Origin of the sequence: Pseudomonas prosekii (assembly GCF_900105155.1) — a bacterium.
Classification (GTDB): Bacteria; Pseudomonadota; Gammaproteobacteria; order Pseudomonadales; family Pseudomonadaceae; genus Aquipseudomonas; species Aquipseudomonas prosekii.
This window is the reverse complement of sequence record NZ_LT629762.1, coordinates 1305913-1330551: the sequence shown is the minus strand read 5'-3', so window position 1 is coordinate 1330551 and position 24639 is coordinate 1305913. Positions and strand designations below refer to the sequence as shown.

Annotated in this window: 21 protein-coding genes; 9 read left to right on the top strand and 12 right to left on the bottom strand. The window is 59.6% G+C overall.

Translation table 11 applies throughout. The annotated features are described in order from the left end of the window. Nucleotides 1–165 precede the first annotated feature (165 nt). The gene (locus BLU01_RS06160) at nucleotides 166–1260 is read left to right on the top strand and encodes a PLP-dependent cysteine synthase family protein (protein WP_092272134.1); all 1095 of its coding nucleotides are present in this window, start codon (nucleotides 166–168) and stop codon (nucleotides 1258–1260) included. Nucleotides 1261–1631: 371 nt separating this feature from the next. On the opposite strand, the gene BLU01_RS06155 is transcribed toward BLU01_RS06160, so the two are convergent. The 3 genes from BLU01_RS06155 to BLU01_RS06145 form a co-directional block, all read right to left on the bottom strand. After that, nucleotides 1632–3245, bottom strand: coding sequence for an NAD(P)/FAD-dependent oxidoreductase (locus tag BLU01_RS06155; RefSeq protein ID WP_092272132.1), 1614 nt, complete (start codon nucleotides 3243–3245; stop codon nucleotides 1632–1634). Between the two features lie 96 nt (nucleotides 3246–3341). Further along, nucleotides 3342–3995, bottom strand: a complete 654-nt coding sequence (locus BLU01_RS06150) for a COG3650 family protein (RefSeq protein ID WP_092272129.1) — start codon at nucleotides 3993–3995, stop codon at nucleotides 3342–3344. Between the two features lie 157 nt (nucleotides 3996–4152). Beyond that, a complete protein-coding gene (locus BLU01_RS06145; protein WP_092272126.1) occupies nucleotides 4153–4752 on the bottom strand; it encodes a short chain dehydrogenase in 600 nt (199 codons plus the stop codon). A 105-nt stretch (nucleotides 4753–4857) separates the two neighbouring features. On the opposite strand from BLU01_RS06145, the gene BLU01_RS06140 reads away from it, so the two are divergent. After that, on the top strand, nucleotides 4858–5772 hold the full coding sequence (locus tag BLU01_RS06140; protein WP_092272123.1) for a LysR family transcriptional regulator: 915 nt from the start codon (nucleotides 4858–4860) through the stop codon (nucleotides 5770–5772). A gap of 184 nt (nucleotides 5773–5956) precedes the next feature. On the opposite strand, the gene BLU01_RS06135 is transcribed toward BLU01_RS06140, so the two are convergent. The 5 genes from BLU01_RS06135 to BLU01_RS06115 all read right to left on the bottom strand — a co-directional run bounded on the left by BLU01_RS06135 (nucleotide 5957) and on the right by BLU01_RS06115 (nucleotide 10959). Continuing rightward, nucleotides 5957–6658 carry an ABC transporter ATP-binding protein gene (locus tag BLU01_RS06135; RefSeq protein ID WP_092272120.1) on the bottom strand — a complete coding sequence of 234 codons (702 nt, stop codon included), beginning with the start codon at nucleotides 6656–6658 and terminating at the stop codon, nucleotides 5957–5959. Then, nucleotides 6659–7426, bottom strand: coding sequence for a high-affinity branched-chain amino acid ABC transporter ATP-binding protein LivG (livG, locus tag BLU01_RS06130; RefSeq protein WP_092272117.1), 768 nt, complete (start codon nucleotides 7424–7426; stop codon nucleotides 6659–6661). It lies immediately after the preceding gene. Then, complete coding sequence (locus tag BLU01_RS06125; RefSeq protein WP_092272115.1) at nucleotides 7423–8679, bottom strand: high-affinity branched-chain amino acid ABC transporter permease LivM; 1257 nt, start codon at nucleotides 8677–8679, stop codon at nucleotides 7423–7425. The genes livG and BLU01_RS06125 overlap by 4 nt, the downstream gene beginning before the upstream one ends. Then, entirely contained in the window at nucleotides 8676–9599 is a 924-nt protein-coding gene (gene livH / locus BLU01_RS06120) for a high-affinity branched-chain amino acid ABC transporter permease LivH (RefSeq protein WP_092272113.1), read from the bottom strand. Before livH ends, BLU01_RS06125 begins: the two co-directional genes overlap by 4 nt. A gap of 232 nt (nucleotides 9600–9831) precedes the next feature. After that, nucleotides 9832–10959: a branched-chain amino acid ABC transporter substrate-binding protein gene (locus BLU01_RS06115; protein ID WP_092272110.1), complete on the bottom strand. Its 1128-nt coding sequence runs from the start codon at nucleotides 10957–10959 to the stop codon at nucleotides 9832–9834. A 338-nt stretch (nucleotides 10960–11297) separates the two neighbouring features. On the opposite strand from BLU01_RS06115, the gene BLU01_RS06105 reads away from it, so the two are divergent. After that, nucleotides 11298–11603: a DUF2288 domain-containing protein gene (locus tag BLU01_RS06105; RefSeq protein ID WP_092272103.1), complete on the top strand. Its 306-nt coding sequence runs from the start codon at nucleotides 11298–11300 to the stop codon at nucleotides 11601–11603. 200 nt (nucleotides 11604–11803) lie between these two features. Next, a complete protein-coding gene (locus BLU01_RS06100; RefSeq protein WP_092272100.1) occupies nucleotides 11804–12700 on the top strand; it encodes an NAD(P)-dependent oxidoreductase in 897 nt (298 codons plus the stop codon). Here BLU01_RS06100 and BLU01_RS06095 read toward each other — a convergent pair. After that, the gene (locus BLU01_RS06095) at nucleotides 12591–14873 is read right to left on the bottom strand and encodes a putative bifunctional diguanylate cyclase/phosphodiesterase (protein WP_092272097.1); all 2283 of its coding nucleotides are present in this window, start codon (nucleotides 14871–14873) and stop codon (nucleotides 12591–12593) included. The genes BLU01_RS06100 and BLU01_RS06095 overlap by 110 nt on opposite strands. A gap of 447 nt (nucleotides 14874–15320) precedes the next feature. On the opposite strand from BLU01_RS06095, the gene BLU01_RS06090 reads away from it, so the two are divergent. Then, entirely contained in the window at nucleotides 15321–16670 is a 1350-nt protein-coding gene (locus BLU01_RS06090; protein WP_092272094.1) for a spinster family MFS transporter, read from the top strand. Between the two features lie 103 nt (nucleotides 16671–16773). On the opposite strand, the gene rapA is transcribed toward BLU01_RS06090, so the two are convergent. Continuing rightward, entirely contained in the window at nucleotides 16774–19620 is a 2847-nt protein-coding gene (rapA, locus tag BLU01_RS06085; RefSeq protein ID WP_092272092.1) for an RNA polymerase-associated protein RapA, read from the bottom strand. Nucleotides 19621–19860: 240 nt separating this feature from the next. Here rapA and BLU01_RS06080 point away from each other — a divergent pair, with 240 nt between their 5' ends. The 3 genes from BLU01_RS06080 to ccoM all read left to right on the top strand — a co-directional run bounded on the left by BLU01_RS06080 (nucleotide 19861) and on the right by ccoM (nucleotide 20786). Continuing rightward, nucleotides 19861–20202 (top strand): aspartate-semialdehyde dehydrogenase, encoded by a 342-nt coding sequence (locus tag BLU01_RS06080; protein ID WP_092272089.1) that lies wholly within the window; start codon nucleotides 19861–19863, stop codon nucleotides 20200–20202. 146 nt (nucleotides 20203–20348) lie between these two features. Continuing rightward, nucleotides 20349–20528 (top strand): hypothetical protein, encoded by a 180-nt coding sequence (locus BLU01_RS06075; RefSeq protein WP_092272086.1) that lies wholly within the window; start codon nucleotides 20349–20351, stop codon nucleotides 20526–20528. A 144-nt stretch (nucleotides 20529–20672) separates the two neighbouring features. Beyond that, nucleotides 20673–20786 (top strand): cytochrome c oxidase subunit CcoM, encoded by a 114-nt coding sequence (gene ccoM, locus BLU01_RS28225; protein WP_054046898.1) that lies wholly within the window; start codon nucleotides 20673–20675, stop codon nucleotides 20784–20786. A 165-nt stretch (nucleotides 20787–20951) separates the two neighbouring features. On the opposite strand, the gene BLU01_RS06070 is transcribed toward ccoM, so the two are convergent. Further along, nucleotides 20952–22427, bottom strand: a complete 1476-nt coding sequence (locus BLU01_RS06070; protein WP_092272083.1) for an inorganic phosphate transporter — start codon at nucleotides 22425–22427, stop codon at nucleotides 20952–20954. Between the two features lie 376 nt (nucleotides 22428–22803). Then, entirely contained in the window at nucleotides 22804–23004 is a 201-nt protein-coding gene (locus tag BLU01_RS06065; protein ID WP_007903846.1) for a hypothetical protein, read from the bottom strand. Nucleotides 23005–23695: 691 nt separating this feature from the next. Here BLU01_RS06065 and pcaR point away from each other — a divergent pair. Then, complete coding sequence (pcaR, locus tag BLU01_RS06060; RefSeq protein ID WP_092272080.1) at nucleotides 23696–24538, top strand: pca regulon transcriptional regulator PcaR; 843 nt, start codon at nucleotides 23696–23698, stop codon at nucleotides 24536–24538. Nucleotides 24539–24639: the final 101 nt, after the last annotated feature.

Here is a 24639-nt window from a genome sequence, read left to right as displayed (position 1 = left end):
CTTTACCGGGTTAATGGCAGTGCAGGGCAATGCGCAAAAAGCCTAGCAGTTCCCGGTGTTATTGGGCCTAGGCTGTATCTGTGCGTGTCGTAGGAATTCTCCTAAGCTTGTGCGTTGAGCCTTGAAACAAGGACGACTCTTGCTTGATTCATTGAGATAACCACCATGAGCGACACCCGACAGTGGGCCCGCGAAGCGATCCAGATCATTGAAGCCGACTTCCAGCGCAGCGCCGACACCCACCTGATCCCCTTGCCTATACCGGGTTTGCCCGGCGTCGAGTTGTACTTCAAGGATGAATCGAGCCATCCCACCGGCAGCCTCAAACATCGGCTGGCCCGTTCGCTGTTCCTTTATGCGTTGTGCAATGGCTGGCTCAAGCCCGGCGCGCCGGTAATCGAGGCGTCCAGCGGTTCGACGGCGATTTCCGAGGCGTATTTCGCGCGGATGTTGGGCTTGCCGTTTATTGCGGTGATGCCTGCGACAACGTCGAAAGAGAAGATTGCGCAGATCGCTTTTTATGGTGGCAACAGTCATCTGGTGGAGGACCCGACGCAGATCTACGCCGAGTCCGAGCGCCTGGCGCGCGAGCATGATGGCCACTTCATCGATCAGTTCACCTACGCCGAGCGCGCGACCGACTGGCGCGCGAATAACAACATCGCCGAGTCGATCTTTCAACAGATGCGCTTCGAGCAGCATCCGGAGCCGAGCTGGCTGATTTCCAGCCCCGGCACCGGCGGCACCACCGCGACGTTGGGTCGTTACGTGCGCTACCGCCAGCATTGCACCCGCGTGCTGTGCGCCGATGCCGAGCGTTCGGTGTTTTTCGACTATTACCAGACGGGCGATGCAAGTCTGCGGCTGGAATACGGTTCGCGAATCGAAGGCATTGGCCGACCACGGGTGGAGGCGTCGTTCTTGCCGAAAGTGATCGACGCGATGGTCAAGGTGCCGGACGCCTTGTCGTTGGCGGCCATGCATTACCTGGCGCAGCGCCTGGGCCGGCGAGTGGGTGGGTCGAGCGGGACTAACCTGATTGGCGCATTGATCGCGGGCCGGGAAATGGTCGCGGCGGGGCAGTCGGGGTCAATCGTGGCGATCTTGTGCGATGGCGGCGAACGTTATGCCGCGACTTACTACGACGACGATTGGCTCAAGGGCCAAGGTTATGAGTTGAGCGGTTTGATCGAAGCGGTCGCCGCCAGTGCCGAGCGCGGCGAGCCGCTACCCGACAGCGTCCTGCGCGCCAATATCTGAAGCAAAACCACGCTTTCAGCAGTGAGGCCTGCTCGCGAAAGCGGTGAACCGTTCAACAGATGCGTTGGATCGGAAACCGTCTTCGCGGGCAAGCCTCGCTCCCACAGGGGATTTCGGTGCTGCCGCAAATCCCATGTAGGAGTGAGCCTGCTCGCGAAAGCGGTGAACCATTCAACAGATGCGTTGAATCGGAAACCGTCTTCGCGGGCAAGCCTCGCTCCTACAGGGGATTTATGTCGTGGCGCGGACCAATGTGGGAGCGAGCTTGCTCGCGATGAGGGCTGAACATTCAACAGATAAGTTGGCTGGACTAGCGCTATCGCGAGCAAGCTCGCTCCCACAGGGTTTTGCAGTGTTTGCCGATTTTAAGGTCAGGCTGGCAGGCCGAGGATGTCGCGCGCGACGGCTTCGGCGATGCGGATGCCGTCGACGCCCGCTGACAGAATCCCGCCCGCGTAACCTGCGCCTTCACCGGCCGGGAACAGGCCTTTGACGTTCATGCTTTGCATCGACTCGTCACGGGTAATCCGCAGCGGCGACGACGTGCGCGTCTCGATGCCGGTCAACACCGCGTCATGCAGCGAGTAACCGCGAATCTGTTTTTCGAACGCTGGCAACGCTTCACGGATCGCTTCAATCGCAAATGCTGGCAAGGCCAACGCCAGATCACCCAGCGCCACGCCCGGTTTGTAGGACGGCTCGACACTGCCCAACTCGGTCGACGGCTTGCCCGCGATAAAGTCGCCGACCAGTTGCGCTGGCGCTTCATAGTTGCTGCCACCGAGCACAAAAGCGTGGGATTCCAGGCGTTCCTGCAACTCGATGCCGGCCAGTGGGCCGCCCGGATAGTCGACTTCCGGGGTAATGCCGACAACGATGCCGGAGTTGGCATTACGCTCGTTACGCGAATACTGGCTCATGCCATTGGTGACCACGCGGCCCGGCTCGGATGTGGCCGCGACCACCGTGCCGCCCGGGCACATGCAGAAGCTGTAGACCGAACGGCCGTTCTTGGCGTGGTGCACCAGTTTGTAGTCGGCGGCCCCGAGTTTCGGGTGGCCGGCGTATTTGCCCAGGCGTGCGCGGTCGATCAGTGACTGCGGGTGTTCGATGCGGAAACCCACCGAGAACGGCTTGGCTTCCATGAACACGCCACGGCCGTGAAGCATGCGGAAGGTGTCGCGGGCGCTGTGGCCGAGGGCCAGAATTACGTGTCGGGAGTGGATCTGTTCGCCGCCATCAAGCTCGACGCCGACCAGTTGGCCGTCCTCGATCAACACGTCGGTGACCCGTTGCTGGAAGCGCACTTCGCCGCCCAGCGCACGAATCTGCTCGCGCATGTTTTCCACCACGCCGGTCAGTCGGAACGTACCGATGTGCGGTTTGCTGACGTAGAGAATCTCTTCCGGCGCACCGGCCTTGACGAACTCATGCAGGACTTTGCGGCCGATGAACTTCGGATCCTTGATCTGACTGTAAAGCTTGCCGTCGGAGAAAGTCCCCGCGCCGCCCTCACCAAACTGCACGTTGGATTCCGGGTTGAGCACGTTTTTACGCCACAGGCCCCAGGTGTCTTTGGTGCGCTGGCGGACTTCGGTGCCGCGTTCGAGAATGATCGGCTTGAAGCCCATCTGCGCCAGCAACAGCCCGGCGAAAATCCCGCATGGGCCAAAACCGACGACGATCGGCCGCTGCTGCAGATCGGCTGGCGCCTGGCCGACAACTTTGTAGCTGACATCCGGCGCGACGTTGACGTTACGGTCATCGGCGAATTTGTGCAGCAACGCCGCCTCATCCTTGGTGGTGAGGTCGATCGTATAGATGAAGCACAATTCGGAAGACTTCTTGCGCGCATCGTAGCTGCGCTTGAACAAGGTGAAATCGAGCAGTTCATCACTGGCGATGCCCAGGCGCTGGACGATGGCAGGGCGCAGGTCTTCTTCGGGATGGTCGATCGGCAGCTTGAGTTCGGTGATTCGTAACATGACTTGGATCCGGGTTCGCGGGGCGCACAACTGCGCCAAGGCGTTTGAAGGCGGCGATTATAAGCCCCAAACGCCGGTCCCGTGAGGCAAAAACGATCAGTCGTTACGCGCTCCGCCGAAATACCCGCAACCGCGCTGCACCTGGCCGTCGATCCGCAGTTCGGCGCTCATGTGCTGGACGCTGCCGGTGCTGCTGTCGACGCAACGTTGCGGCGTCACCCAGAGTTCGATGCGCTGGTTATTGGCTTCGGTGCTGAGATTGAAGCGGCCGTCACCGAGTTGCTCTTCCACATAAGGCACGGCCAATGGTGGCTGGCCGGCGCGGTCGATGACCATACCTTTGCCGCTGACTTTGACGTTCCACTCAGGCCCGTGGCCGGCAGCGCGCAGGATCAGCATCTTGAAATTGGGGTCATCGCACGCCACACCGGAGCGTTCGACGCGGTACAACTGCTGCAGATCGAGACGGCTTTCGACGAGGCGCCCACGCACATCGGCAAACAGCTTGCCCTGATCATCGGCGAGGGTCGCGGCCTCCTGCAGGACGCTGGTGCCGCCCGTGTCATTGACCTCGAAACTGCGTTGTTCATTGCACGGCTGGAACATCAGTTTGCCGTCGGCTGCGTTCAGCTGGCCCTGCATGCGGGTCTGGCCGACATGCGCGGCACTTTGGCGCGGGCCATCGAGCAACTGGCACGCGGCGAATAACGGAAGCAGGGCGATCAGGACGAGGGAACGGGCAACACGCATCTTTGGTTCTCCAGACAAGTGCCGCCACGTTACGCAGCCTGACCGTTCATCACAACCCCGCCGAATACGACAAACCTTGTAGGAGCAAAGCTTGCTCGCGATGACAATCTCAAGAACGCCATCGCGGGCGAGCCATGCTCCTACGGTTCGCAGCGCCTTAACTTACGTGAAAGGTCTGCCCGGTTTGCAGGCCTTCGACACTTTTCGCGTAGGCCAACGCCACATCGGCGGCGGGAACCGGCTTGTACCCCCGGAAGTACGGCGCATAACTGCCCATCGCTTCCAACAGCACCGTCGGACTGATCGAATTGATCCGCAGACCACGCGGCAACTCGATGGCGGCGGCACGGACGAAGCTGTCGAGCGCGCCATTCACCAGCGCTGCCGAGGCGCCGCTGCGAATCGGGTCATGACTGAGTACGCCAGTGGTGAAGGTGAACGAGGCGCCGTCATTGGCAAACTCGCGGCCGATCAGCAGCAAATTGACCTGGCCCATCAGTTTGTCGTTGAGGCCCAGCGTAAAACTCTCAGCCGTCATTTCGCCCAAGGGCGCAAAGGTTACGTTCCCGGCGGCGCAGACAAGCGCATCGAACTTGCCGGTTTGCTCAAACAGCTTGCGGATTGACCCGCTGTCGCTGATATCCACGTTGAAATCACCGCTGTTACGCCCGATCCGAATCACTTCATGGCGCTGCGAAAGCTCCTTGTCGACCGCCGAACCGATGGTGCCGCCTGCGCCAATCAAAAGAATTTTCATCGTGCTGTTCCTCGAAGTAGTTGAACGAGGGCTCAGTCTAGGGTGGTTTTTTCTCCGGATAAGCGCACTAATGGGCAACCTTTGGTTTTCAAATGGAAACAATCCATGAGCGAAATGGATGATCTGGCGGCGTTTGCCGTATTGATCGAAGCCGGCAGTTTCACCCTCGCAGCCCAGCAATTGGGCTGCAGCAAGGGCCAGCTGTCGAAACGCATCAGCTTGCTGGAATCGCGGTTTTCCGTGGTTTTGCTGCAACGCACCACGCGGCGTTTGAGTTTGACCGCGGCAGGCGCTGCGTTGTTGCCGCAAGCGCAGGCGCTTGTAGTCCAAGTGGAAAGGGCGCGTCAGGCATTGGCGCGCTTGAAGGACGACATGGCCGGGCCGGTGCGTATGACGGTTCCGGTTTCGCTCGGGGAAACCTTCTTTGATGGTTTGCTGCTCGAATTCTCTGGCAAGTACCCTGACGTGCAGATCGAGCTCGATTTGAGCAACAACTTCCGCGATCTGTCTCGCGACGGTTTTGACCTCGCGGTGCGTTCCGAAGTCGGCAATGACGAGCGCCTGGTCGCGCGGCCGTTATTGGCCTGGAATGAAATGACCTGCGCCAGCCCGGCCTATCTTGAGCGATACGGCGAGCCACTGACGCCGCAGGATCTGGCCGAGCATCACTGCCTGCTCAATAGTCATTACAGCGGCCGCGAAGAATGGCTCTACCACCAGCAACATGAATTGCTCCGGGTGCGTGTCTCGGGACCGTTCGCCAGCAACCATTACAGCCTGCTGAAAAAAGCCGCGCTCGCCAGCGCCGGCATTGCGCGCTTGCCGTCGTACTTGCTGCAAGCGGAATTGGCTGACGGCCGATTGCGCTGGCTCCTGCGCGATTATCAGACGCGTCGTATGCCGATGTACCTGGTTCACCCGTATCAGGGCGGCCTGCCGAAACGCACGCAAGTGCTGGCGGATTATCTGATCGGCTGGTTCAAACGCAGCGGCGAAGCCCTCGACCGACTCCAGCGATAATCTGCGCCCCAACACAACCTTGTAGGAGCGAGCTTGCTCGCGATAGCGTTAAGTCAGGCAACATCGATGCGCCTGACACTCCGCCTTCGCGAGCAAGCTCGCTCCCACAGAATTGTCGGTGTTCGTGCAAATGGGGCAGACAAAAAAACGGCCCGAAGGCCGTTTTTTTATTCAACGCTAAACCTCAACCGCCCAAATACGCTTCACGCACTTTCGGATCGGTGAGCAGTGCTTCCCCGGTCCCTTGCATCACCACGCGGCCGTTCTCCAGAACGTAGGCGCGGTCAGCAATTTTCAGTGCCTGGTTGGCGTTTTGTTCGACGAGGAACACCGTCACACCGTCCTTGCGCAGTTGTTCGATGATGTCGAAGATCTGCTGGATGATGATCGGTGCCAGGCCGAGCGACGGCTCGTCGAGCAGCAGCAGCTTGGGTTTGCTCATCAGCGCACGGCCGATGGCGAGCATTTGCTGTTCGCCGCCGGACATGGTGCCGCCGCGTTGGGCGAAACGCTCTTTCAGGCGTGGGAAAAGTCCGAGAACCTTGTCCATCTGTTCCTGATAGTCGCCCTTGTCGGTGAAAAATCCGCCCATCGCGAGGTTTTCTTCCACGGTCAGACGGGCAAACACCCGACGACCTTCCGGCACCACGGCAATGCTCTTGCGCATGATCTGCGCCGAGCTCTGGCCGACGAGTTCTTCGCCCATGTATTTGATGCTGCCGCTGTGCGCTTGCGGCGAACCGCAGAGGGTCATCAGCAGGGTCGATTTACCCGCGCCGTTGGCACCGATCAGGGTGACGATTTCGCCTTGGCGGATTTCCACGTTGACGTTGTGCAGCGCCTGGATCTTGCCGTAGAAGGTGGAAACGTTTTCGAATTGCAGCATTTACGCTTCCCCCAGGTAGGCTTTGATCACTTCAGGATTGTCGCGGATCTGCGCCGGCGTGCCGTCGGCCAGAGGCGTGCCCTGGTTGATCACAACGATGTGGTCGGAAATGCTCATGACCAGTTTCATGTCGTGCTCGATCAGCAGCACGGTGACGTTGTGCTCCTCGCGCAACATGCTGATCAGCGCTTTGAGGTCTTCGGTTTCCTTCGGGTTCAAACCGGCAGCCGGTTCGTCGAGCATGAGGATCCGCGGACGGGTCATCATGCAACGGGCGATTTCCAAACGACGTTGCTGACCGTAAGCCAAGGTGCCGGCAGGACGGTTAGCGAATGCCGTGAGGTTGACCTTGTCCAGCCAGAACTCGGCAAATTCCATCGCTTCGCGCTCGCTTTTGCGAAACGCCGGGGTCTTGAACAGGCCCGCGAGGAAGTTGGTATTCAAGTGACGGTGCTGCGCGATCAAGAGATTCTCGACCGCCGTCATGTCCTTGAACAGCCGCACGTTCTGGAAGGTCCGTACCACGCCTTTGCGGGCGATCTCGTGGCCGGGCAGGCCTTCAATCGCCTGACCGTCGAGCAGGATGCTGCCGCCGCTCGGTTTGTAGAAACCGGTCAGGCAGTTGAACACTGTGGTCTTGCCGGCGCCGTTCGGGCCGATCAGCGCCACAACCTGTTTTTCGTGCACGGTCAGGGCCACGCCGTTGACCGCCAGCAAGCCGCCGAAGCGCATGCTCAGATTTTCGACTTTAAGGATCTCGCGGCTCATTTGCGCAGCTCCATGTGTGGACGTTGCATGGGCAGCAGACCCTGAGGACGCCAAATCATCATCAGCACCATCAAGGCGCCGAACATCAACATGCGGTATTCACTGAACTCACGCATCATTTCCGGCAACAGGATCATCACCACCGCAGCGAGGATCACGCCCAGTTGCGAGCCCATGCCGCCCAACACGACGATGGCGAGGATGATCGCCGACTCGATGAAGGTAAAGGACTCCGGCGTCACCAGACCCTGACGGGCAGCGAAGAAACTGCCGGCAAAACCGGCGAAACTCGCGCCGAGGGTGAAGGCCGACAGCTTGATCACCGTAGGATTGAGGCCCAGTGCACGGCAGGCAATTTCGTCTTCGCGCAGCGCTTCCCACGCACGCCCGATCGGCATGCGCAGCAAACGGTTGATCACGAACAACGCCGCCAACGCCAGCAGCAACGCGACCAGGTAAAGGAAAATCACCTTGTTGATCGAGTTGTATTGCAGGCCGAAATACTCGTGGAACGTCTGCATGCCCTCAGCCGCTTTGCGCTCGAAGGTCAGGCCGAAGAACGTTGGTTTCTCGATGTTGCTGATGCCGTTCGGGCCACCGGTGATGTCGGTGAGGTTACGCAGGAACAGACGGATGATTTCACCGAAGCCCAGCGTCACGATCGCCAGATAGTCACCGCGCAAACGCAGCACCGGGAAGCCGAGCAGGAAGCCGAACGTCGCCGCCATCAAACCGGCCACCGGCAGGCACACCCAGAAACTCCAGCCGAGGTAATGCGACAACAGCGCATAGCTGTAGGCGCCGACGGCGTAGAAACCGACATAACCCAGGTCGAGCAGGCCGGCCAGACCGACGACGATGTTCAGGCCGAGGCCGAGCATCACGTAGATCAGGATCAGCGTCGCGATGTCCACCGCGCCGCGCGAACCGAAGAACGGCCACACCAGAGCGCCGATGATCAGCGCAATGATGATCCAGCGCTGGGTGGTCGGCAGGGTCAGGAAGTTGCTGGCCTTGGCCGGAATCAGCGGCATCGACGGCGAGGATTTCCACGCCTTGCTGATCGGGTCGTCGAACAGCACCCGCAAGAACATCAGGACCGAACAGATGGCGATGATCGCCAGTGTCATGTTGCTGGTGCCGTGAACTTCCAGGTTGATGCCGACGATGGTCAGTTTCAAGCCGAGTACCGGGTAGGCGACAGCCCAGACCAGCAGGGCGCTGAAGAGCGCCTGTTTGAGATTCCTAGTCATACTTTTTCAACCTCCGGACGGCCCAGAATGCCGGTCGGCCGGAACAACAGAACCAGAACCAACAAGCCGAATGCCACGACGTCCTTGTATTGGTCGCCGAAGATATCGGCGCCAAAGGCTTCCGCCACCCCAAGCACCAACCCGCCGAGCATGGCGCCGGGGATGCTGCCGATGCCGCCGAGTACCGCAGCGGTAAAGGCCTTGAGGCCGACGAGGAAACCGGCGTTCGGGTTGATCACGCCGTATTGCATGCTCAGCAGCACGGCCGCAACGGCCGCCAGCGCAGCACCGATGACGAAGGTCAGGGCGATGATGTTGTTGGTGTTGATGCCCAGCAGGTTGGCCATCTTGATGTCTTCGGCACAGGCACGGCAGGCGCGACCCAGGCGAGAGCGGGAGATGAACAGCGTCAGGCCGAGCATGGCGACCAGAGTCACCACAAACACCACGATTTGCATGTAGGAAATCAGCACTTCATGTGCGCCACCTGGCCCGAACGAGAGATTGCCGGGGATCAGGTTGGGGATGGATTTGTCCTTGGAGTCTTGCGCCAGCAGAACGGTGTTCTGCAGGAAAATCGACATGCCGATGGCCGAAATCAGCGGAATCAGACGGTTGCTGCCACGCAAGGGGCGATAGGCAACCCGTTCGATGCTGTAGCCGTAGGCACTGCAGACGACGATGCTCGCGATAAAACCTGCGGTCATCAAGAGCGGGACACTGTCGAGTCCCATCATGGCCAGCCCGGCGATGGCGATGAACGCCACGTAGGAACCGATCATGTACACCTCGCCGTGGGCGAAGTTGATCATTCCAATGATGCCGTAGACCATCGTATAGCCGATGGCGATCAAGGCATACGTGCTGCCGACGGTCAGGCCGTTAACCAGCTGCTGGAAGAAGTGATAGATGTCAGGCATTACAGCGCTCCTAAAAACCTGATACGCATTTCACTGGTGGAGTCATTTTCCCGCTCGAGCCCCGTGGATCTGCATCCACTTCGAAATCGAGGTTTGCCAGCGAACCGCTGATGACGGTTTTGAGATTTTCAGGTGGGGAGACTGGCGGATCACGCCAGCGCGGCCCAATACGTTCGTAAAACAAAGCCCACGGCACGCCGTGGGCTTTGTGGGCAGTCAGTCAGGCAAGGCCTTACTGAGGCGAAGCTTCAGTTTTTGGTTTGCCGAAGTGCCACTCGTAAACCACAAATTTGAAGTCCTTCAGGTCGCCTTTCGCGTCGAAGCTCAGGTCGCCAGTCGGGGTCTTGAAGGTACCGGCGTGGATGGCTTCAGCCACTTTCGCGGTGTCTTCGCTTTTGGCGGTAGTGATGGCGCCGGCGATGACTTCAACAGCCGAGTAGGACGGGAACACGAACGGACCGCTTGGGTCTTCTTTCTTCGCTTTGAACGCATCAGCCAGGGCGATGTTGGCCGGATCCTGGTCGAAGGATTTCGGCAGGGTTACCAGCAGACCTTCGGAAGCGTCTTTGGCGATCTGCGAAATCGAGTCGTTACCCACGCCTTCCGGACCCATGAACTTGGCTTTCAGGCCTTTTTCCTGTGCTTGACGCAGGATCAGGCCCAGCTCCGGGTGGTAGCCGCCGTAGTAAACGAAGTCGACGTTGGCTTGCTTGAGTTTGGCGATCATCGAGGAGAAGTCTTTGTCGCCGGCATTGATGCCTTCGAACACGGCAACCTTGGTGCCTTTCTTCTCGAGAGTCTGTTTGACCGCGGTAGCGATGCCTTCACCGTATTGCTGTTTGTCGTGCAACACAGCAACGATTTTCGGTTTGACGTGATCAGCGATGTAGTTACCGGCGGCAGGGCCCTGGGCGCTGTCCAGACCGATAGTACGGAAGATCATTTTGTAACCACGGGAAGTGATGTCCGGGCTGGTAGCAGCCGGAGTGATCATGATCACGCCTTCGTCTTCGTAGATGTCCGAAGCCGGTTGAGTGGAGCTGGAGCACAGGTGACCGACCACGAACTTGACGCCGTCGTTGACGACTTTGTTGGCGACCGCTACCGCTTGTTTCGGATCACAGGCATCGTCGTATTCAACAGCTTCGAGCTTCTTGCCGTCGACGCCGCCCTTGGCGTTGATCTGCTCGATGGCCATTCTTGCGCCACTGAACTGCATGTCGCCGTATTGGGCAACAGGGCCGGTTTTAGGGCCGGCAATACCGATTTTGATGGTGTCAGCTGCGAACGAATGGCTGGCAACCCCGGCCAGAACCATAGCGGCAAACAGTTTGGAAATCTGCTTAGTAGCCTTAGTCATAGTGCTCCACTCTTACTGTTGTAGTTTTTATAGTCCTGGCGCCGTAGCAGCAGAACCGGGTCAGATATCTTCGATATCCTCCGGAAAATGCCCCCGGCAACTGTACCGGTACAGTGTAGAGCGCCGATTGTCAGCCTGGGAAGCTGGCGCCATGGGGCAAATCCTGAGGGTGTCGCTTTTTTGAAAGAAAAATACAGAATCGCGGCGGGGGTTCAGGCTGATATCCAGCAATCCTTGGCTTTCCTGCACTTTTCATTCGGTCAATCAATTGCATCCGGGTTTGTCTGCCGGACTACCGACGTTATCATTCGCGTCGATTTCTTTTCCGGACAGGGCCCATGACTGAAGAACCTAGCACCCTCTATGCCAAGCTGCTTGGTGAGACCGCATCTATTACGTGGAAAGAACTCGAACCGTTCTTCGCCAAGGGTGCCCTATTGTGGGTCGACCCGAGCCTGGATTTGATCGCTGCCGCCGAGGCCGTGGCCACCGATGACGGCGAGAAAGTCGCTGCCTGGCTGGCTGACGACAGCCTCGCCAAGCTCTCTGAAACGCGGGCGCTGGATCTCTTCGAGCGCGATCCAGAGCTGTGGGCAGTGGTGGTTTCGCCGTGGATTCTGATCCAGGAAAGGGCGAACGGTTGAACGCTCGCACCAAACCAGTGCGCCTCTCGGCCGACTAAAAGTGTGTAGCCGAGTAGCGTGATGGCACCTTGCCGTGGAGAAAGGCCACAGAAGGCTCTTGGCGAGGGTGACGTAAACGTAACGGGAACAGTTTAGTGAGCCTGCTAACGGCTGATTAATTGTTTCTGAATGTTGGGCAAAACAATAAAAAGGAGCCACAGATGGCTGCCACTTTACCTTCGCTCGGGTTCGCCGGAATCGGCTTGATGGGCCTGCCGATGTGCCAGCGTTTATTGGCGGCGGGCTATTCGCTGACGGTGTGGAATCGCAACCCGGCCAAATGCGCGCAGCTGGTGGCAGCGGGCGCACGGCAGGTCGCGACACCGGCTGAGCTGTGCGCGCACGCCGACGTGGTGATGCTGTGCCTGGCGGACACGGCGGTGGTGCGCGAAGTGGTGTTCGGCCCGAACGGCGTCGCTGAAGGTGGGAAAAGTCCTCAGTTACTGGTGGATTTTTCCAGCCTTGAACCGACCGCCACCCGGGAAATGTCCGCTGCGCTGTTCAGCCAGACCGGCATGCGCTGGCTCGACGCGCCGGTTTCCGGTGGCGTGGTCGGCGCCGAGGCGGGCAGCCTGGCGATCATGGTCGGCGGCGCGGCGGCGGACCTTGAACGGGTCAGGCCGGTATTGCTCACCCTCGGCCAACGCGTCACGCACATGGGCGACGTCGGCGCCGGTCAGGTGACCAAGGCCTGCAATCAAATGATCGTTGCCTGCAATGCGCTGGTGATTGCTGAGGTGGTGGCGCTGGCCGAGCGTTCGGGCGTCGATGCCAGCCTCATCGCCGAAGCGCTGGCCGGTGGCTTTGCCGATTCCCGACCGCTGCAGATCCTCGCCCCGCAAATGGCCGAGAGCCGTTTCGAACCGGTGAAATGGCACGTGCGTACCTTGCTCAAGGATCTCGACACAGCGGTTAAATTTTCTCGCGAGCAAGGCTCGGCCACGCCGATCAGCGGATTGGCCGCACAACTGATGCGCCTGCATGGGGGCCAGGGCTTTTTGGAAAAGGATCCGTCGACGCTAGTGCAGTTGTACCGCGCGCCAGATTCAGCGCAGTGACCATGTGCGCGTGCTGGCGCCGGTTGATTTCGTCGAGAACCGAACGGATTTCCTCCAGCGGCACCGGGCGACTCAACAGGTAACCCTGGACGAAGTCACAGCCGTGGCGTTCGAGAAACTGGTATTGCTCCAGCGTCTCGACGCCTTCGGTGACCACCTGCAAATGCAGGGTGTGCGCCATGACGATGATCGCCTGGACGATCTCCATGTCCTGGGTTGCCTTAGGGATGTCCTGAATAAACGAGCGATCGATTTTCAGCGTGTTCAGCGGCAGTCGCTTGAGGTAGGCGAGCGATGAATAACCAGTGCCAAAGTCGTCGATCGACAACGACACCCCGAGTGCACGGATCTGCCGCAGCAGCACCAGACTGCTGGCGATATTGCCCATCAGCGCATTTTCCGTGACCTCCAGTTCAAGGCGCTCGGGGGCCACGCCTGTGACGTGGAGGATCTGTTCGATTTCATTGGCCAGCTCTTCGCGCGTCAGGTTCAGCGGTGAGCAGTTGACCGCGATCTTCAACTCCTCGCAGCCATGCCGGGACAATTCGCCCAAGTCCGCGCAGGCCCTGCGCAGCACCCAATTGTCCAGTTCGGCGATCAAGCCATTGGTCTCGGCGATGGCGATAAAACGGTCCGGCGCCAACAGTCCGTGAATCGGATGTTGCCAGCGCACCAGCGCTTCAAGTTTGGTGACCTTGGCGTTTTTCAGGTCGTAGATCGGTTGGTAATACAGCAGCAACCCAGAATCTTCGCGCAAGGCGTGGCGCAATTCCTCTTCCAGTTGCAGCTCCATCGTTGCCCGGGTCCGCAGGTTGGGGCTGAAGAAATGCAGGCTGTTGCGACCGCTGCCCTTGGATTGATAGAGCGCCAGATCGGCGTTTTTCAGCAGTTCTTCGCAGGTCTTGCCGTCCTCGGGAAACAGGCTGATACCAATGCTGGTGGTCATCACCATCCGCCGCCCCGACAGCTCGATTGGCTCCTTCATTTTCAGCATGATGCGCTGGGCCATGTGCCGCGCTTCCTCGCGATCACGCAGGCTGATGAGCAGGCAGAACTCGTCGCCACCAAACCGCGCGACCACGTCTTCATGGCTGCGCACCGAGCCCTTGATGTGCTGGGCGAGGACTTTGAGCAGCGCGTCACCGGCGTCGTGGCCGAGGCTGTCGTTGATGCGTTTGAAGTGGTCGATGTCGAGGAAAATTACCGCGAGCCAACCGCCGTCCTGGGTTTTCTCGTTGAGTTTCTCGGCAAAGATGTGGTTGAAGCCGCGACGGTTGAGCAGGTTGGTCAGGGCGTCGTAATTGGCCACTTGTTGCAACGACACGCGCGCCTGATCGAGTTGGCTGAGCAGGGCGTTGACCCGGCGCAGGTCGAATTCCTTGTTTTGCAGTTTCTTGTCGGCCAGCGCCGCGCTGATGCAACTGCCGATGATCAGCAACGTGATGATCGCCACGGTCAGCCCGAGTTGCAGATGATTGTTCTCGCCGGGCAGCGTCGGTAGATTGCCGACGGGCAGCACCAGGGTCAGCGCCGCCATGCCGGTGAAATGCATGCTGACGATGCCGGCGCCGAGCACCAGGCTGGCGGTGTATTTGAGCAACTGATGAAACATCCCGCTGCCATCGCGCAGATGGCTGGAAATCAGCAGCGCGGCGAGGCTGGCACCGATGGCGATGACAATCGACAGCACGAACAGCGTCGGGTCGTAATAAGGGGTGGCCGCCGAGCGCATCGCGGCCATGCCGATGTAATGCATGGTCGCGATGCCGAGGCCGATCCACACCGCCGCGCGCACCAATTGCCAGAATGTCACGTGAGGATGGCTGAGTGTGTGCATCGCCAGCCACGACGCCGTCAGCGCGAAGACCAGCGAGAGCAGGGTGATCGGCAGTTGGTAATTGACTTCGATCGGTACCTGGAACGCGAGCATGCTGATGAAATGCATGGCCCAGATGCCGCCCGCCAGGCACCCGGCACCGACCCAGCGCCAGAGTCGTTGCGAGCCGGGTTTTTCGACATGGCCAACGCGTTCGGTCATGTCCAGCGTGGCGAAACCGGCCGCGCAGGCCACCACATAGGCGAGCAACACCAGAAACGGGTTGTGCGTGCAGTCGAGAATCACCTGACCACGTTCCGGCAGCTCGGTAAGGAACTGCAAACCAAGCCACTCCATTAGCACGCCCCATTCACGAGTCATCCTGGCCAGCGCCACAGGCATTGGCGAATGCATTGGAGTATAGAGGCCATGTACATAGTTCAAGCCGTAGTGGCACGGTGAGGTCAATGATTTTGATATGGGGGTTATAGCGATCCGCGCTAACGGCACTGACTTGTAGGAGCTGAGCTTGCTCGCGAAAGCGGTGTACCAGTCAACGGGCATGGCGACTGACAGATCGCTATCGCGAGCAAGCTCGGCTCCCACAGGGTGGGCGGGGTGTCAGTGGGCATGGATGGCGGCTGATCGACCGCTATCGCGAGCAAGCTTGGCTCCCACAGGGGGGCGGTGTGGCATGGGCCGATATCAGGCTGGCGAATGATGACAGACACGCCGCGCGCGCCTGACTAGATTGCAGACTCCGGGGGCAGCTACGCCTTCATAACAATAAAAGAGACGGACCCCATGCAGAACTCGACCCAAGCGGCGAATGCCTGGCGCATTCTGTTTTTGCTGTTCCTGGCCAACCTGTTCAACTTCTTCGATCGGACCATTCCGGCGATCATCATCGAGCCAATCCGCATGGAATGGCACCTCAGCGACTTTCAGCTGGGGATCATCGGCACTGCATTCACTATCGTTTACGCAATCGCCGGCCTGCCGCTAGGGCGCATGGCCGACACCGGCTCGCGCGCCAAACTGATGGGCTGGGGCTTGGCGGCGTGGAGCGGGCTGACGGCGGTTAACGGTCTGGTCGGCAGTTTCTGGACGTTTTTGCTGGTGCGCATGGGCGTCGGCATCGGCGAAGCCAGCTACGCGCCAGCCGCCAACTCGCTGATCGGCGATCTGTTTCCCGCCCACCGTCGTGCGCGGGCGATGGGGATTTTCATGCTTGGGCTGCCATTGGGGCTGCTGCTGGCGTTTTTCACCATCGGCTGGATGGTCAAGACCTTCGACAGTTGGCGCGCGCCGTTTTTCATCGCTGCGGTGCCGGGGTTGGTGCTCGCGGTGTTCATGTTCTTCATCAAGGAACCTAAGCGCGGAGCGGCGGAAAGCGTGCAGGTTTCGCAGGAACGCGTAGATCGGCCGATTCGCCGCGTGCTGGCGGTGCCGACCTTCCTCTGGCTGGTGCTGGCCGGGCTGTGCTTCAACTTCGCGACCTATGCGTGCAACTCGTTTCTGGTGCCAATGTTGCAGCGCTACTTTTTGATGCCTTTGCACGAAGCGGCGGTGGCGACCGGGGTGATTGTCGGGGTGACCGGGTTGTTCGGTTTGACCTTGGGCGGGTTTGTCGCCGACAAGATTCACCAGCGGGTAGCGAATGGACGGCTGCTGTTTGCCGCGTTCAGCCTGATCATCTCGACCGTGTGCACGGCGTGGGCGCTGCACGCGGGGCGGATTGAGATTGGGATGTTCGTCGCGGTGTTCAGTCTGGGCTGGTTGTTTGCCTACAACTTCTACACCTGCGTTTACACGGCGATCCAGGACGTGGTCGAACCGCGCTTGCGGGCGACGGCGATGGCGCTGTTTTTTGCTGGTCTGTATTTGCTTGGCGGCGGTTTGGGGCCAGTGGTGGTCGGCGGATTGTCCGATCACTTCGCCCACACGGCGATGCTCGCGGCGGGCGCCGAGCAGATGACCGAAGCGTTCAAGGCGGTCGGCCTGCACGACGCGATGTACCTGATCCCGGTGGCGCTGTTTTTCACCATGGTGTTTCTGTTCATGGCGTCGCGGTGTTTCGTGCGCGATGCGCAGCGGATGAAGGATGGGTTGGTGGCTGTTGTTGAGCCACAAGTTACTGCGGTGACTGCCTAATCGCCATCGCGAGCAAGCTCGCTCCCACAGGGGATGATCGGTAGATAAAAAAAAGGCCCGCATCGCTGCGGGCCTTTTGATTTTGCGAGGTGGAGCAGGGGGCTTAGCCTGCGACCAGCACCCGAATCGCTTCCAGTCGCAGCGCAGCCTTGTCGAGCATCGCCAGGCCTTGCTCGCGCTGATTGCGCAGGGCCACCAGTTCGCTGTCGCGCACGGTCGGGTTGACCGCTTGCAACGCGGTCAGGCGCGCCAGTTCTTCATCCGTGTCCGCAGCCAATCGGCGCTGCGCCTCAGCCACACGTTCGGCGTGACGCGGGGCAATCTTCTCTTCGCCGGCATTGATTCGCGGCGTCAATTGATCGCGTTGCGCCTGGATAAATTTGTTGGCGCTGGCGCGTGGCACGCTTTCCAGTTGATCGTTCAGCGTTTCAAACGACACACGCCCGGACAAATCATTGCCATTGGCGTCCAGCAAGCAACGCAACGCCGCCGGCGGCAGGTAACGGCCCAATTGCAACGAACGCGGCGCAACCACTTCGCTGACGTAAAGCAGTTCGAGCAACACAGTGCCCGGTTTCAGCGCCTTGTTCTTGATCAGCGCGACGGCGGTGTTGCCCATCGAACCGGACAACACCAAGTCCATGCCGCCCTGCACCATCGGGTGTTCCCAGGTGATGAACTGCATGTCTTCACGAGACAGCGCCTGGTTGCGGTCGTACGTGATGGTCACGCCTTCGTCGTCGCCGAGCGGGAAACTGGCATCGAGCATTTTTTCGCTCGGCTTCAGGATCAGCGCGTTTTCCGAATGGTCTTCGCTGTCGATGCCAAACGCGTCGAACAGGGTTTCCATGTAAATCGGCAGGGCAAACTGATCGTCTTGCTCAAGGATGTCCTCGACCAGCTGATCGCCTTCACCCGAACCGCCGGAATTGAGTTCCAGCAAGCGGTCGCGGCCAGTGTGCAGCTCGGCTTCGAGGCGTTCACGCTCGGCGCGGGCCTCGTCGATCAGCGCTTGCCACTCGCCATCGTCGGCGTTTTCCAGCAGCGGCAGCAGGCGCGCGCCGAACTGATGCTGCAAGGCGTTGCCGGTCGGGCAAGTGTTGAGGAACGCGTTGAGCGCTTCGTGATACCACTGGAACAGCCGCTCTTGCGGGCTGGTTTCCAGGTACGGCACGTGCAATTCGATGATGTGTTTCTGGCCGATCCGGTCGAGACGACCGATGCGCTGCTCCAGCAAATCCGGGTGCGACGGCAGATCGAACAGCACCAAGTGGTGCGAGAACTGGAAGTTGCGACCTTCACTGCCGATTTCCGAGCAGATCAACACTTGCGCGCCAAACTCTTCGTCGGCGAAGTAAGCGGCGGCGCGGTCACGTTCGAGAATGTTCATGCCTTCGTGGAACACCGTGGCCGGAATGCCGGAACGCACGCGCAGCGCGTCTTCCAGGTCCATGGCGGTTTCGGCGTGGGCGCAGATCACCAGCACTTTGGTGCGCTTGAGCATCTTCAGCGTGTCGATCAGCCATTCAACGCGTGGGTCGAATTTCCACCAGCGTTCTTCTTCGTTGGCATCCGGCAGCGCCTGGAAGCTGACTTCCGGGTACAACTCGGCGTGCTCGCCCAGCGGCAATTCGAGGTATTCGTCAGGGCATGGCAGCGGGTACGGGTGCAGTTTGCGCTCCGGGAAACCCTGCACGGCGGCGCGGGTGTTGCGGAACAGCACGCGGCCGGTGCCGTGGCGATCGAGCAGTTCGCGGACCAGACGGGCGCTGGCTTCGACGTCGCCATCATTGACCGCCGTCAGCAGCGCTTCGCCCTCGTTGCCGAGGAAACCGTGGATGGTCTTGTGCGCTTTTGGCGACAGACGACCCTTGTCCAGCAGCTCCTGCACCGCTTCGGCCACCGGGCGATAGTTTTCGCTCTCGGCGCGGAAGGCGTGCAGGTCGTGGAAACGGTTCGGGTCAAGCAGGCGCAGACGCGCGAAGTGGCTGTCCTGACCCAGTTGTTCCGGGGTCGCGGTCAGCAACAGCACGCCGGGAATGACTTCGGCCAGTTGCTCGACCAAGGTGTATTCCTGGCTGGCTTTCTCTTCGTGCCAGACCAAGTGGTGCGCTTCATCGACCACCAGCAGGTCCCAACCGGCAGCAAACAGCGCGTCCTGGGCCTTCTCGTCGTCCACCAGCCATTCCAGCGCAACCAGCGCGAGCTGGGTGTCTTCGAACGGGTTGGCGGCATCGCTTTCGATAAAGCGTTCTTCGTCGAACAGCGCGACTTGCAGGTTGAAGCGGCGGCGCATCTCGACCAGCCACTGGTGCTGAAGGTTTTCCGGCACCAGGATCAGCACGCGGTTGGCGCGGCCCGAGAGCAGTTGGCGGTGGATCACCAGACCGGCTTCGATGGTTTTACCCAGGCCCACTTCGTCTGCCAGCAAAACCCGTGGCGCGATACGGTCAGCAACTTCACGGGCAATGTGCAACTGGTGCGCGATCGGCTGCGCCCGCACGCCGCCCAGGCCCCAGAGGGACGACTGCAATTGGCGGCTGGTGTGTTCCAAAGTGTGATAACGCAGGGAGAACCAGGCCAGCGGGTCGATCTGCCCGGCGAACAGGCGATCGCTGGCCAGACGGAACTGAATGAAGTTCGACAGTTGGGTTTCCGGCAGCGTGACCACTTCGTTCTGCGCGTTGAGGCCGTGGTAGACCAGCAGGCCATCGACGTCGTCGACTTGCTGTACGGTCAGTTTCCAGCCTTCGAAGTGAGTGATCGAGTCACCCGGGGAAAACCGCACACGTGTGAGGGGCGCATTCCGTAGCGCGTACTGACGAGTGTCGCCAGTGGCCGGATAGAGCACGGTCAACAAGCGGCCGTCCTGTGCCAGAACGGTGCCCAAACCCAGCTCGGCTTCGCTGTCACTAATCCAGCGTTGCCCCGGTTGATACTGCTGCGCCATGCTGCCTGACTCCCACCTTGAAAAAGCGGGCTATCTTAACGGAATGAGCCTTCAGGGCCAAAGGATTACTGACATCGGCGCGGGCGAGGGCACTGATTTTTCGATCTTTGGGAACGCTTGAGTTCTACGTTGTCGGATAAAACATCGCGTTACGTGTGTGCGCTGGTTCACAACTTGGCGACCGATGGCTCAAGTCGCCCGCCGCGCCGCCGACAGCCTGAAGACAGGAGACTAATAACTATGCTGCAACCGATGCTCCCCTTGAGTGCCGTGCCGGTCACCGCGCAACTGGACCCGATCCGCCAGCGCCCGGACATTCCGCCGGTTGTGCCGGTGCAGGAAAGCTCCAGCGAAAGCACGATCGACCTGCAAAGCCGTGACCCGGAAGAGGCCGCCCTGCTGCTGCGCGAAGAACAGCGTCGCCGCCAGGAACAGGATCGCCGCCGTCAGGAAGCCGATGAAGATCCGCAAGTGCATCTGGCGGTTCCCGGTGACGTGCTCAACGCCGACAACACTGTGCCAGTCGTCGCACTGGTCGAAGACGAGCCGCGCCAGGGGCTTTGGGTCGATATTCAGATCTGAGGTTGGTCAGGCTGCTTGAGGACTGTTTTCGAGGACTGTCTTTGAGAGCTGTCGCGGCGGAAACTGACGGCTGACTGGTCAGCGCGGTCGCCAGACCGCATTATTGGCGCAATCCGACCGAACTCTTTCCAGCGATGCACTGAACCATGAGCCAAGAAGACAAACTGATCGACCTCGGTGCCGAACGCGCCAAGCGTGTGCACGACCTCAACGACAAGCGCCTGAATGAAGTCCGTCAGGCATTCGAGCAGGCCATGCCGCTAGGCAAAGCCAAGAAGTCGGGCAAAACCGAGAAAAAGTCGAAAAACAAACCGAAAAAGCGTTGAAGCACCCTGCATCGATTGATGCAGGTCAGTTATTTCCCCTCCTTTACGCCCAGTCTCGGGCGACATTGATCCCGGTCAATTTTCTCTCCTGCCTTATTGGTTAACTTAGCCCTATCGCAACAGGGCAAGTGCAGGAGGCCAGTCATGTTTTTCGATAACGTGGTGATCGCCGGAGTGCTGACAGTCGGCCTCATGGTTCTGTTTTTTGCAGGGTTTGGATATTTCATCTGGAAGGATTCGCATAAGCGCAAACCGTAGTTCTTTCCAGAGCAATGAGCACGCAAGGCATTTTGGGCAACTTCGGTTGCCCTTTTTTTTGCCTGAAAAAACACCAGCCCCCTACCGTTGGGCATTCGCGAAAAGCAGCAGACATGAAAAAGGCGCGAACCTTGCGGAACGCGCCTTTTTCGATGCAGCGATCGATCAGCTACCCAGCGCCTTCGACGCCAGCCAGAACAGGCCGGCCGACAGTGCGACAGTGGCCGGCAGGGTCAGGACCCACGCCAACAGGATAGTTTTCACGGTGCCGCCCTGCAGGCCGCTTTTGTTCGCGACCATGGTCCCGGCCACACCCGACGACAATACGTGGGTGGTGGAAACCGGCAGGCTGAAGATGTTCGCCAAGCCAATCATGCACGCCGTGGTGATCTGCGCCGACATGCCTTGAGCGTACGTCATGCCTTGCTTGCCGATCTTCTCGCCAATGGTCAGCACTACGCGTTTCCAGCCAACCATGGTGCCCAGGCCCAGAGCCAGGGCAACCGCCAGAATCACCCAGAACGGCGCGTATTCAGTGGTGGTGGTCAGGTCTTTGCGCAGCTTGTCGAGGTCAGCCTTTTCACGCGATTGCAGGCCTGGCAGCTTGGCGACTTTACGTGCCGTGTCATCCAGGCAGAGCAGGTAGCGACGCACTTCGATGCGGCTTTCTGCGGTCAGCGAGTGGTAATCGGCAACACCTTTAAGGGTGTCGAGCAGGGCGCTGATGGTCGGTTCGGTCTGTTGCGGGTTGCAACGGAATTTCTCCGGCAGATCGCCTTCAACACTTTTGCCCAGTGCCAGGAACTCGCCCAGGGTGTCGCCATTGCGCTTGTAGAACTGGCTCAAGTGCAGCGTCGCATCGCGGGTCCGCTCGATCTGGTAGGTAGTGCTGCCGAGGTCGAGAACGAACTGCGCCGGCACGATACCGATCAATACCAACATGATCAGGCCGATGCCTTTCTGACCATCGTTGGAGCCGTGCACGAAGCTCACGGCCATTGCCGAAATCACCAAAACCAGGCGATTCCAGAATGGCGGGTGCTTCTTGTCGTCGAGCTTGCGGCGCTGGTCCGGGGTCTTGTGCATCTTCGACAGCGGACGCCACCATTTAAGGCCGATCAGCACCAGCGCGGCAACGAGGAAGCCGGCCATTGGCGAGAACACCAGCGAGGCGCCGATATCGATCGCTTTCTGCCAGTTCACGCCATCGGCCAACGGAATGTCGTTGATCAACGCGTTGGCCAGGCCGACACCAAGGATCGAACCGATCAAGGTGTGCGAGCTCGAAGCCGGGATCCCGAAGTACCAGGTGCCCAGGTTCCAGGTGATCGCGGCGGCGAGCAACGAGAAGACCATGGCCAGTCCGTGTCCGGTGTTCACATTGATCAGCAGCTCTACCGGCAGCAAGTGGACGATGGCATACGCCACGCCAACACCGCCCAGCAAAACGCCGAGAAAGTTGAACACACCGGAAAAGAACACCGCCAGATGAGGCGGCATGGCTTTGGTGTAGATAACGGTGGCCACCGCGTTAGCAGTGTCATGAAAGCCGTTGATGAACTCGAAGGCGAGGACAAAGGCCAGGGCGAGCAAGAGGCTCACAAGCACCCAAGCATCCAGTCCGCTGAATAAATCGATCATGAAGGTTTTCTGACCCGGTCGTAAGGGGGCGCGATTATGCCAGAAAAGTGTGGAAATCGATGCACTAGCTGCTCGTCGGTAACATTCTTCAACGAATTAGAGGCGGGCAGAGGCCTTATCCCCAGGTTTCTACCGGGTTTCGCAATGCTTTGATTTTATTGAAAAATGTTTCGGGCACGGGCGTGCGGCGCGCGAATGCGGGGCGCTGAAATAGATGTATGAAATATCTGCGAAGAGGGTCGCACATGCGCCATTTGCCTCATCCGTTGGGTGAGGTGGCCGCTGCCCGCGGGTAACGGGCGCGTGAGGCATTGTCGCAACACCGCGCTTTTAGCCGGTGCAGACGCAGACCCTTGAAGGATTCAGGCCGGGCCGGTCAAGGCTCCTCGGCTTTGAGTTCCTTTTCCATCTTCTGCAGTTCCTGGGAAAAAGCCTGGTCCTGAACGGTGGCGCGTTTACGCCAGGGTTTGCGTTCCGGTTCGGGCTGGGCGGCGTAGGTGGTGACTTCCCCGCCGTAAACTTCCTTGTAACGTTGTTCCTGGCGCTCAAGTTCCGCGCGCAGTTCGTCTTTCGTCACAGTGCTACCTGTTTGAGTTGAGATAAATTCTGGTGAAACGCACTGCATCAAATTAATTGACCACGTTCGTCGAAAGGACAATGCCCGAAAAGGCATCGACTTGTGCACGACACAATGATCAACAGTTCCATGTTGCAGGCGGCCACGGCACCAGATAAAAAACAGCTGACGTAGCTTCAGAGTCCTGTTTCAGCGAGCGCGTTGGATAAACCTGCAAGGTTGCTTCCGGCGCTGGCTGCGGGCGGCGGCGATGGGACATCGCGCTCCGGGTGGCGGGCTTGGCAATTAAGACGCCGCGCTGCCACTGAGGTGCATTATAGCCATCGATTCGAAGAACACTATCTCCCGAGAGTTAAAAGTGGTTCGTGGTGTGTGATGATTTTGTTACTCGCAACTTTTACCGGTAATTAGAGTATTGCCGGCGAGCACTATTTCGCGATCTGTTTCTGACGCCAACAAGTCGAACAAGTTCGCGTCCTTACATTGGCACTTTAGTGCACAGAACGCGCAACACTAAAAACATCGAGGAACAATGCTGATGTGCTTTCCAGCCGCGCAAGCTCATCGGGCGGGCGATTGCGATTATCGGGCGACGGTTCGATAATCGCCCAATCTCGTCGTCGGCGACTTGTGTTGCTGGCAAGGAGCCGCTTGTAATAGCCATCGATCCGTGTAGGAAAAAGGACCTGATATGAACGATCAACTGCGCAACTCCTTCGCCTCAGTGGCGCCGCCGATCGTCGCTTCGCCGGCCAAGCGCATTCAAGCCATGACCGGCGACCCGGATTTCATGACCTCGCTGGCCCGTGGCCTGGCGGTGGTGCAGGCCTTTCAGGAGCGCAAGCGGCACCTGACCATCGCGCAGATCAGCCATCGCACGGAAATTCCCCGCGCCGCCGTGCGACGTTGCCTACACACCTTGATCAAACTCGGCTACGCCACCACGGACGGGCGGACCTATTCGCTGCTGCCCAAAGTCTTGACGCTTGGCCATGCCTACGTGTCCTCGACGCCGCTGGCGGTGTCGGCGCAACCGTATCTGGATCGCATGAGCGAACAACTGCACGAGGCTTGCAACATGGCCACGCTGGAGGGCGATGACATTCTGTACATCGCGCGCTCGGCGACCACGCAACGGCTGATTTCGGTGGATTTGTCGGTCGGCGGCCGCTTGCCGGCCTATTGCACGTCGATGGGCCGCATCCTGTTGGCCGCGCTCGACGACACAACCCTGGGCGAGTACCTCGACCACGCGGAATTTCAGGCGAAAACCAGCCGCACGCTGCACACACCGCAAGCGCTGCTCGAATGCCTGCAAGAAGTGCGGCAGCAGGGCTGGTGCATCGTCGATCAGGAACTGGAGCAAGGCCTGCGCTCGATTGCCGTGCCGGTATATGACGCCTCGGGCCAAGTGGTCGCGGCGCTCAACGTCAGCACTCACGCCGGGCGCGTCAGCCGCAATGAACTGGAGCAGCGTTTCCTCCCGGGACTGCTCAGCGCCAGCCGCGACCTCAGCGCCCAGCTGTTTGCCTGACAATTGACCTGACTAAGCTGTTCGATAAACGCACAGAGTTGCGTTTATCGAATTGACGCTGTTTCCCTCCGATCATTAATGTCGCGGCAGCGTCATCCGGC

Bases quoted from the DNA above. Each gene is read 5' to 3' on its own strand.
- BLU01_RS06160 (WP_092272134.1), top strand. From the start codon at position 166: ATGAGCGACACCCGACAGTGGGCCCGCGAAGCGATCCAGATCATTGAA.
- BLU01_RS06155 (WP_092272132.1), bottom strand. From the start codon at position 3,245: ATGTTACGAATCACCGAACTCAAGCTGCCGATCGACCATCCCGAAGAA.
- BLU01_RS06150 (WP_092272129.1), bottom strand. From the start codon at position 3,995: ATGCGTGTTGCCCGTTCCCTCGTCCTGATCGCCCTGCTTCCGTTATTC.
- BLU01_RS06145 (WP_092272126.1), bottom strand. From the start codon at position 4,752: ATGAAAATTCTTTTGATTGGCGCAGGCGGCACCATCGGTTCGGCGGTC.
- BLU01_RS06140 (WP_092272123.1), top strand. From the start codon at position 4,858: ATGAGCGAAATGGATGATCTGGCGGCGTTTGCCGTATTGATCGAAGCC.
- BLU01_RS06135 (WP_092272120.1), bottom strand. From the start codon at position 6,658: ATGCTGCAATTCGAAAACGTTTCCACCTTCTACGGCAAGATCCAGGCG.
- livG (WP_092272117.1), bottom strand. From the start codon at position 7,426: ATGAGCCGCGAGATCCTTAAAGTCGAAAATCTGAGCATGCGCTTCGGC.
- BLU01_RS06125 (WP_092272115.1), bottom strand. From the start codon at position 8,679: ATGACTAGGAATCTCAAACAGGCGCTCTTCAGCGCCCTGCTGGTCTGG.
- livH (WP_092272113.1), bottom strand. From the start codon at position 9,599: ATGCCTGACATCTATCACTTCTTCCAGCAGCTGGTTAACGGCCTGACC.
- BLU01_RS06115 (WP_092272110.1), bottom strand. From the start codon at position 10,959: ATGACTAAGGCTACTAAGCAGATTTCCAAACTGTTTGCCGCTATGGTT.
- BLU01_RS06105 (WP_092272103.1), top strand. From the start codon at position 11,298: ATGACTGAAGAACCTAGCACCCTCTATGCCAAGCTGCTTGGTGAGACC.
- BLU01_RS06100 (WP_092272100.1), top strand. From the start codon at position 11,804: ATGGCTGCCACTTTACCTTCGCTCGGGTTCGCCGGAATCGGCTTGATG.
- BLU01_RS06095 (WP_092272097.1), bottom strand. From the start codon at position 14,873: ATGGAGTGGCTTGGTTTGCAGTTCCTTACCGAGCTGCCGGAACGTGGT.
- BLU01_RS06090 (WP_092272094.1), top strand. From the start codon at position 15,321: ATGCAGAACTCGACCCAAGCGGCGAATGCCTGGCGCATTCTGTTTTTG.
- rapA (WP_092272092.1), bottom strand. From the start codon at position 19,620: ATGGCGCAGCAGTATCAACCGGGGCAACGCTGGATTAGTGACAGCGAA.
- BLU01_RS06080 (WP_092272089.1), top strand. From the start codon at position 19,861: ATGCTGCAACCGATGCTCCCCTTGAGTGCCGTGCCGGTCACCGCGCAA.
- BLU01_RS06075 (WP_092272086.1), top strand. From the start codon at position 20,349: ATGAGCCAAGAAGACAAACTGATCGACCTCGGTGCCGAACGCGCCAAG.
- ccoM (WP_054046898.1), top strand. From the start codon at position 20,673: ATGTTTTTCGATAACGTGGTGATCGCCGGAGTGCTGACAGTCGGCCTC.
- BLU01_RS06070 (WP_092272083.1), bottom strand. From the start codon at position 22,427: ATGATCGATTTATTCAGCGGACTGGATGCTTGGGTGCTTGTGAGCCTC.
- pcaR (WP_092272080.1), top strand. From the start codon at position 23,696: ATGAACGATCAACTGCGCAACTCCTTCGCCTCAGTGGCGCCGCCGATC.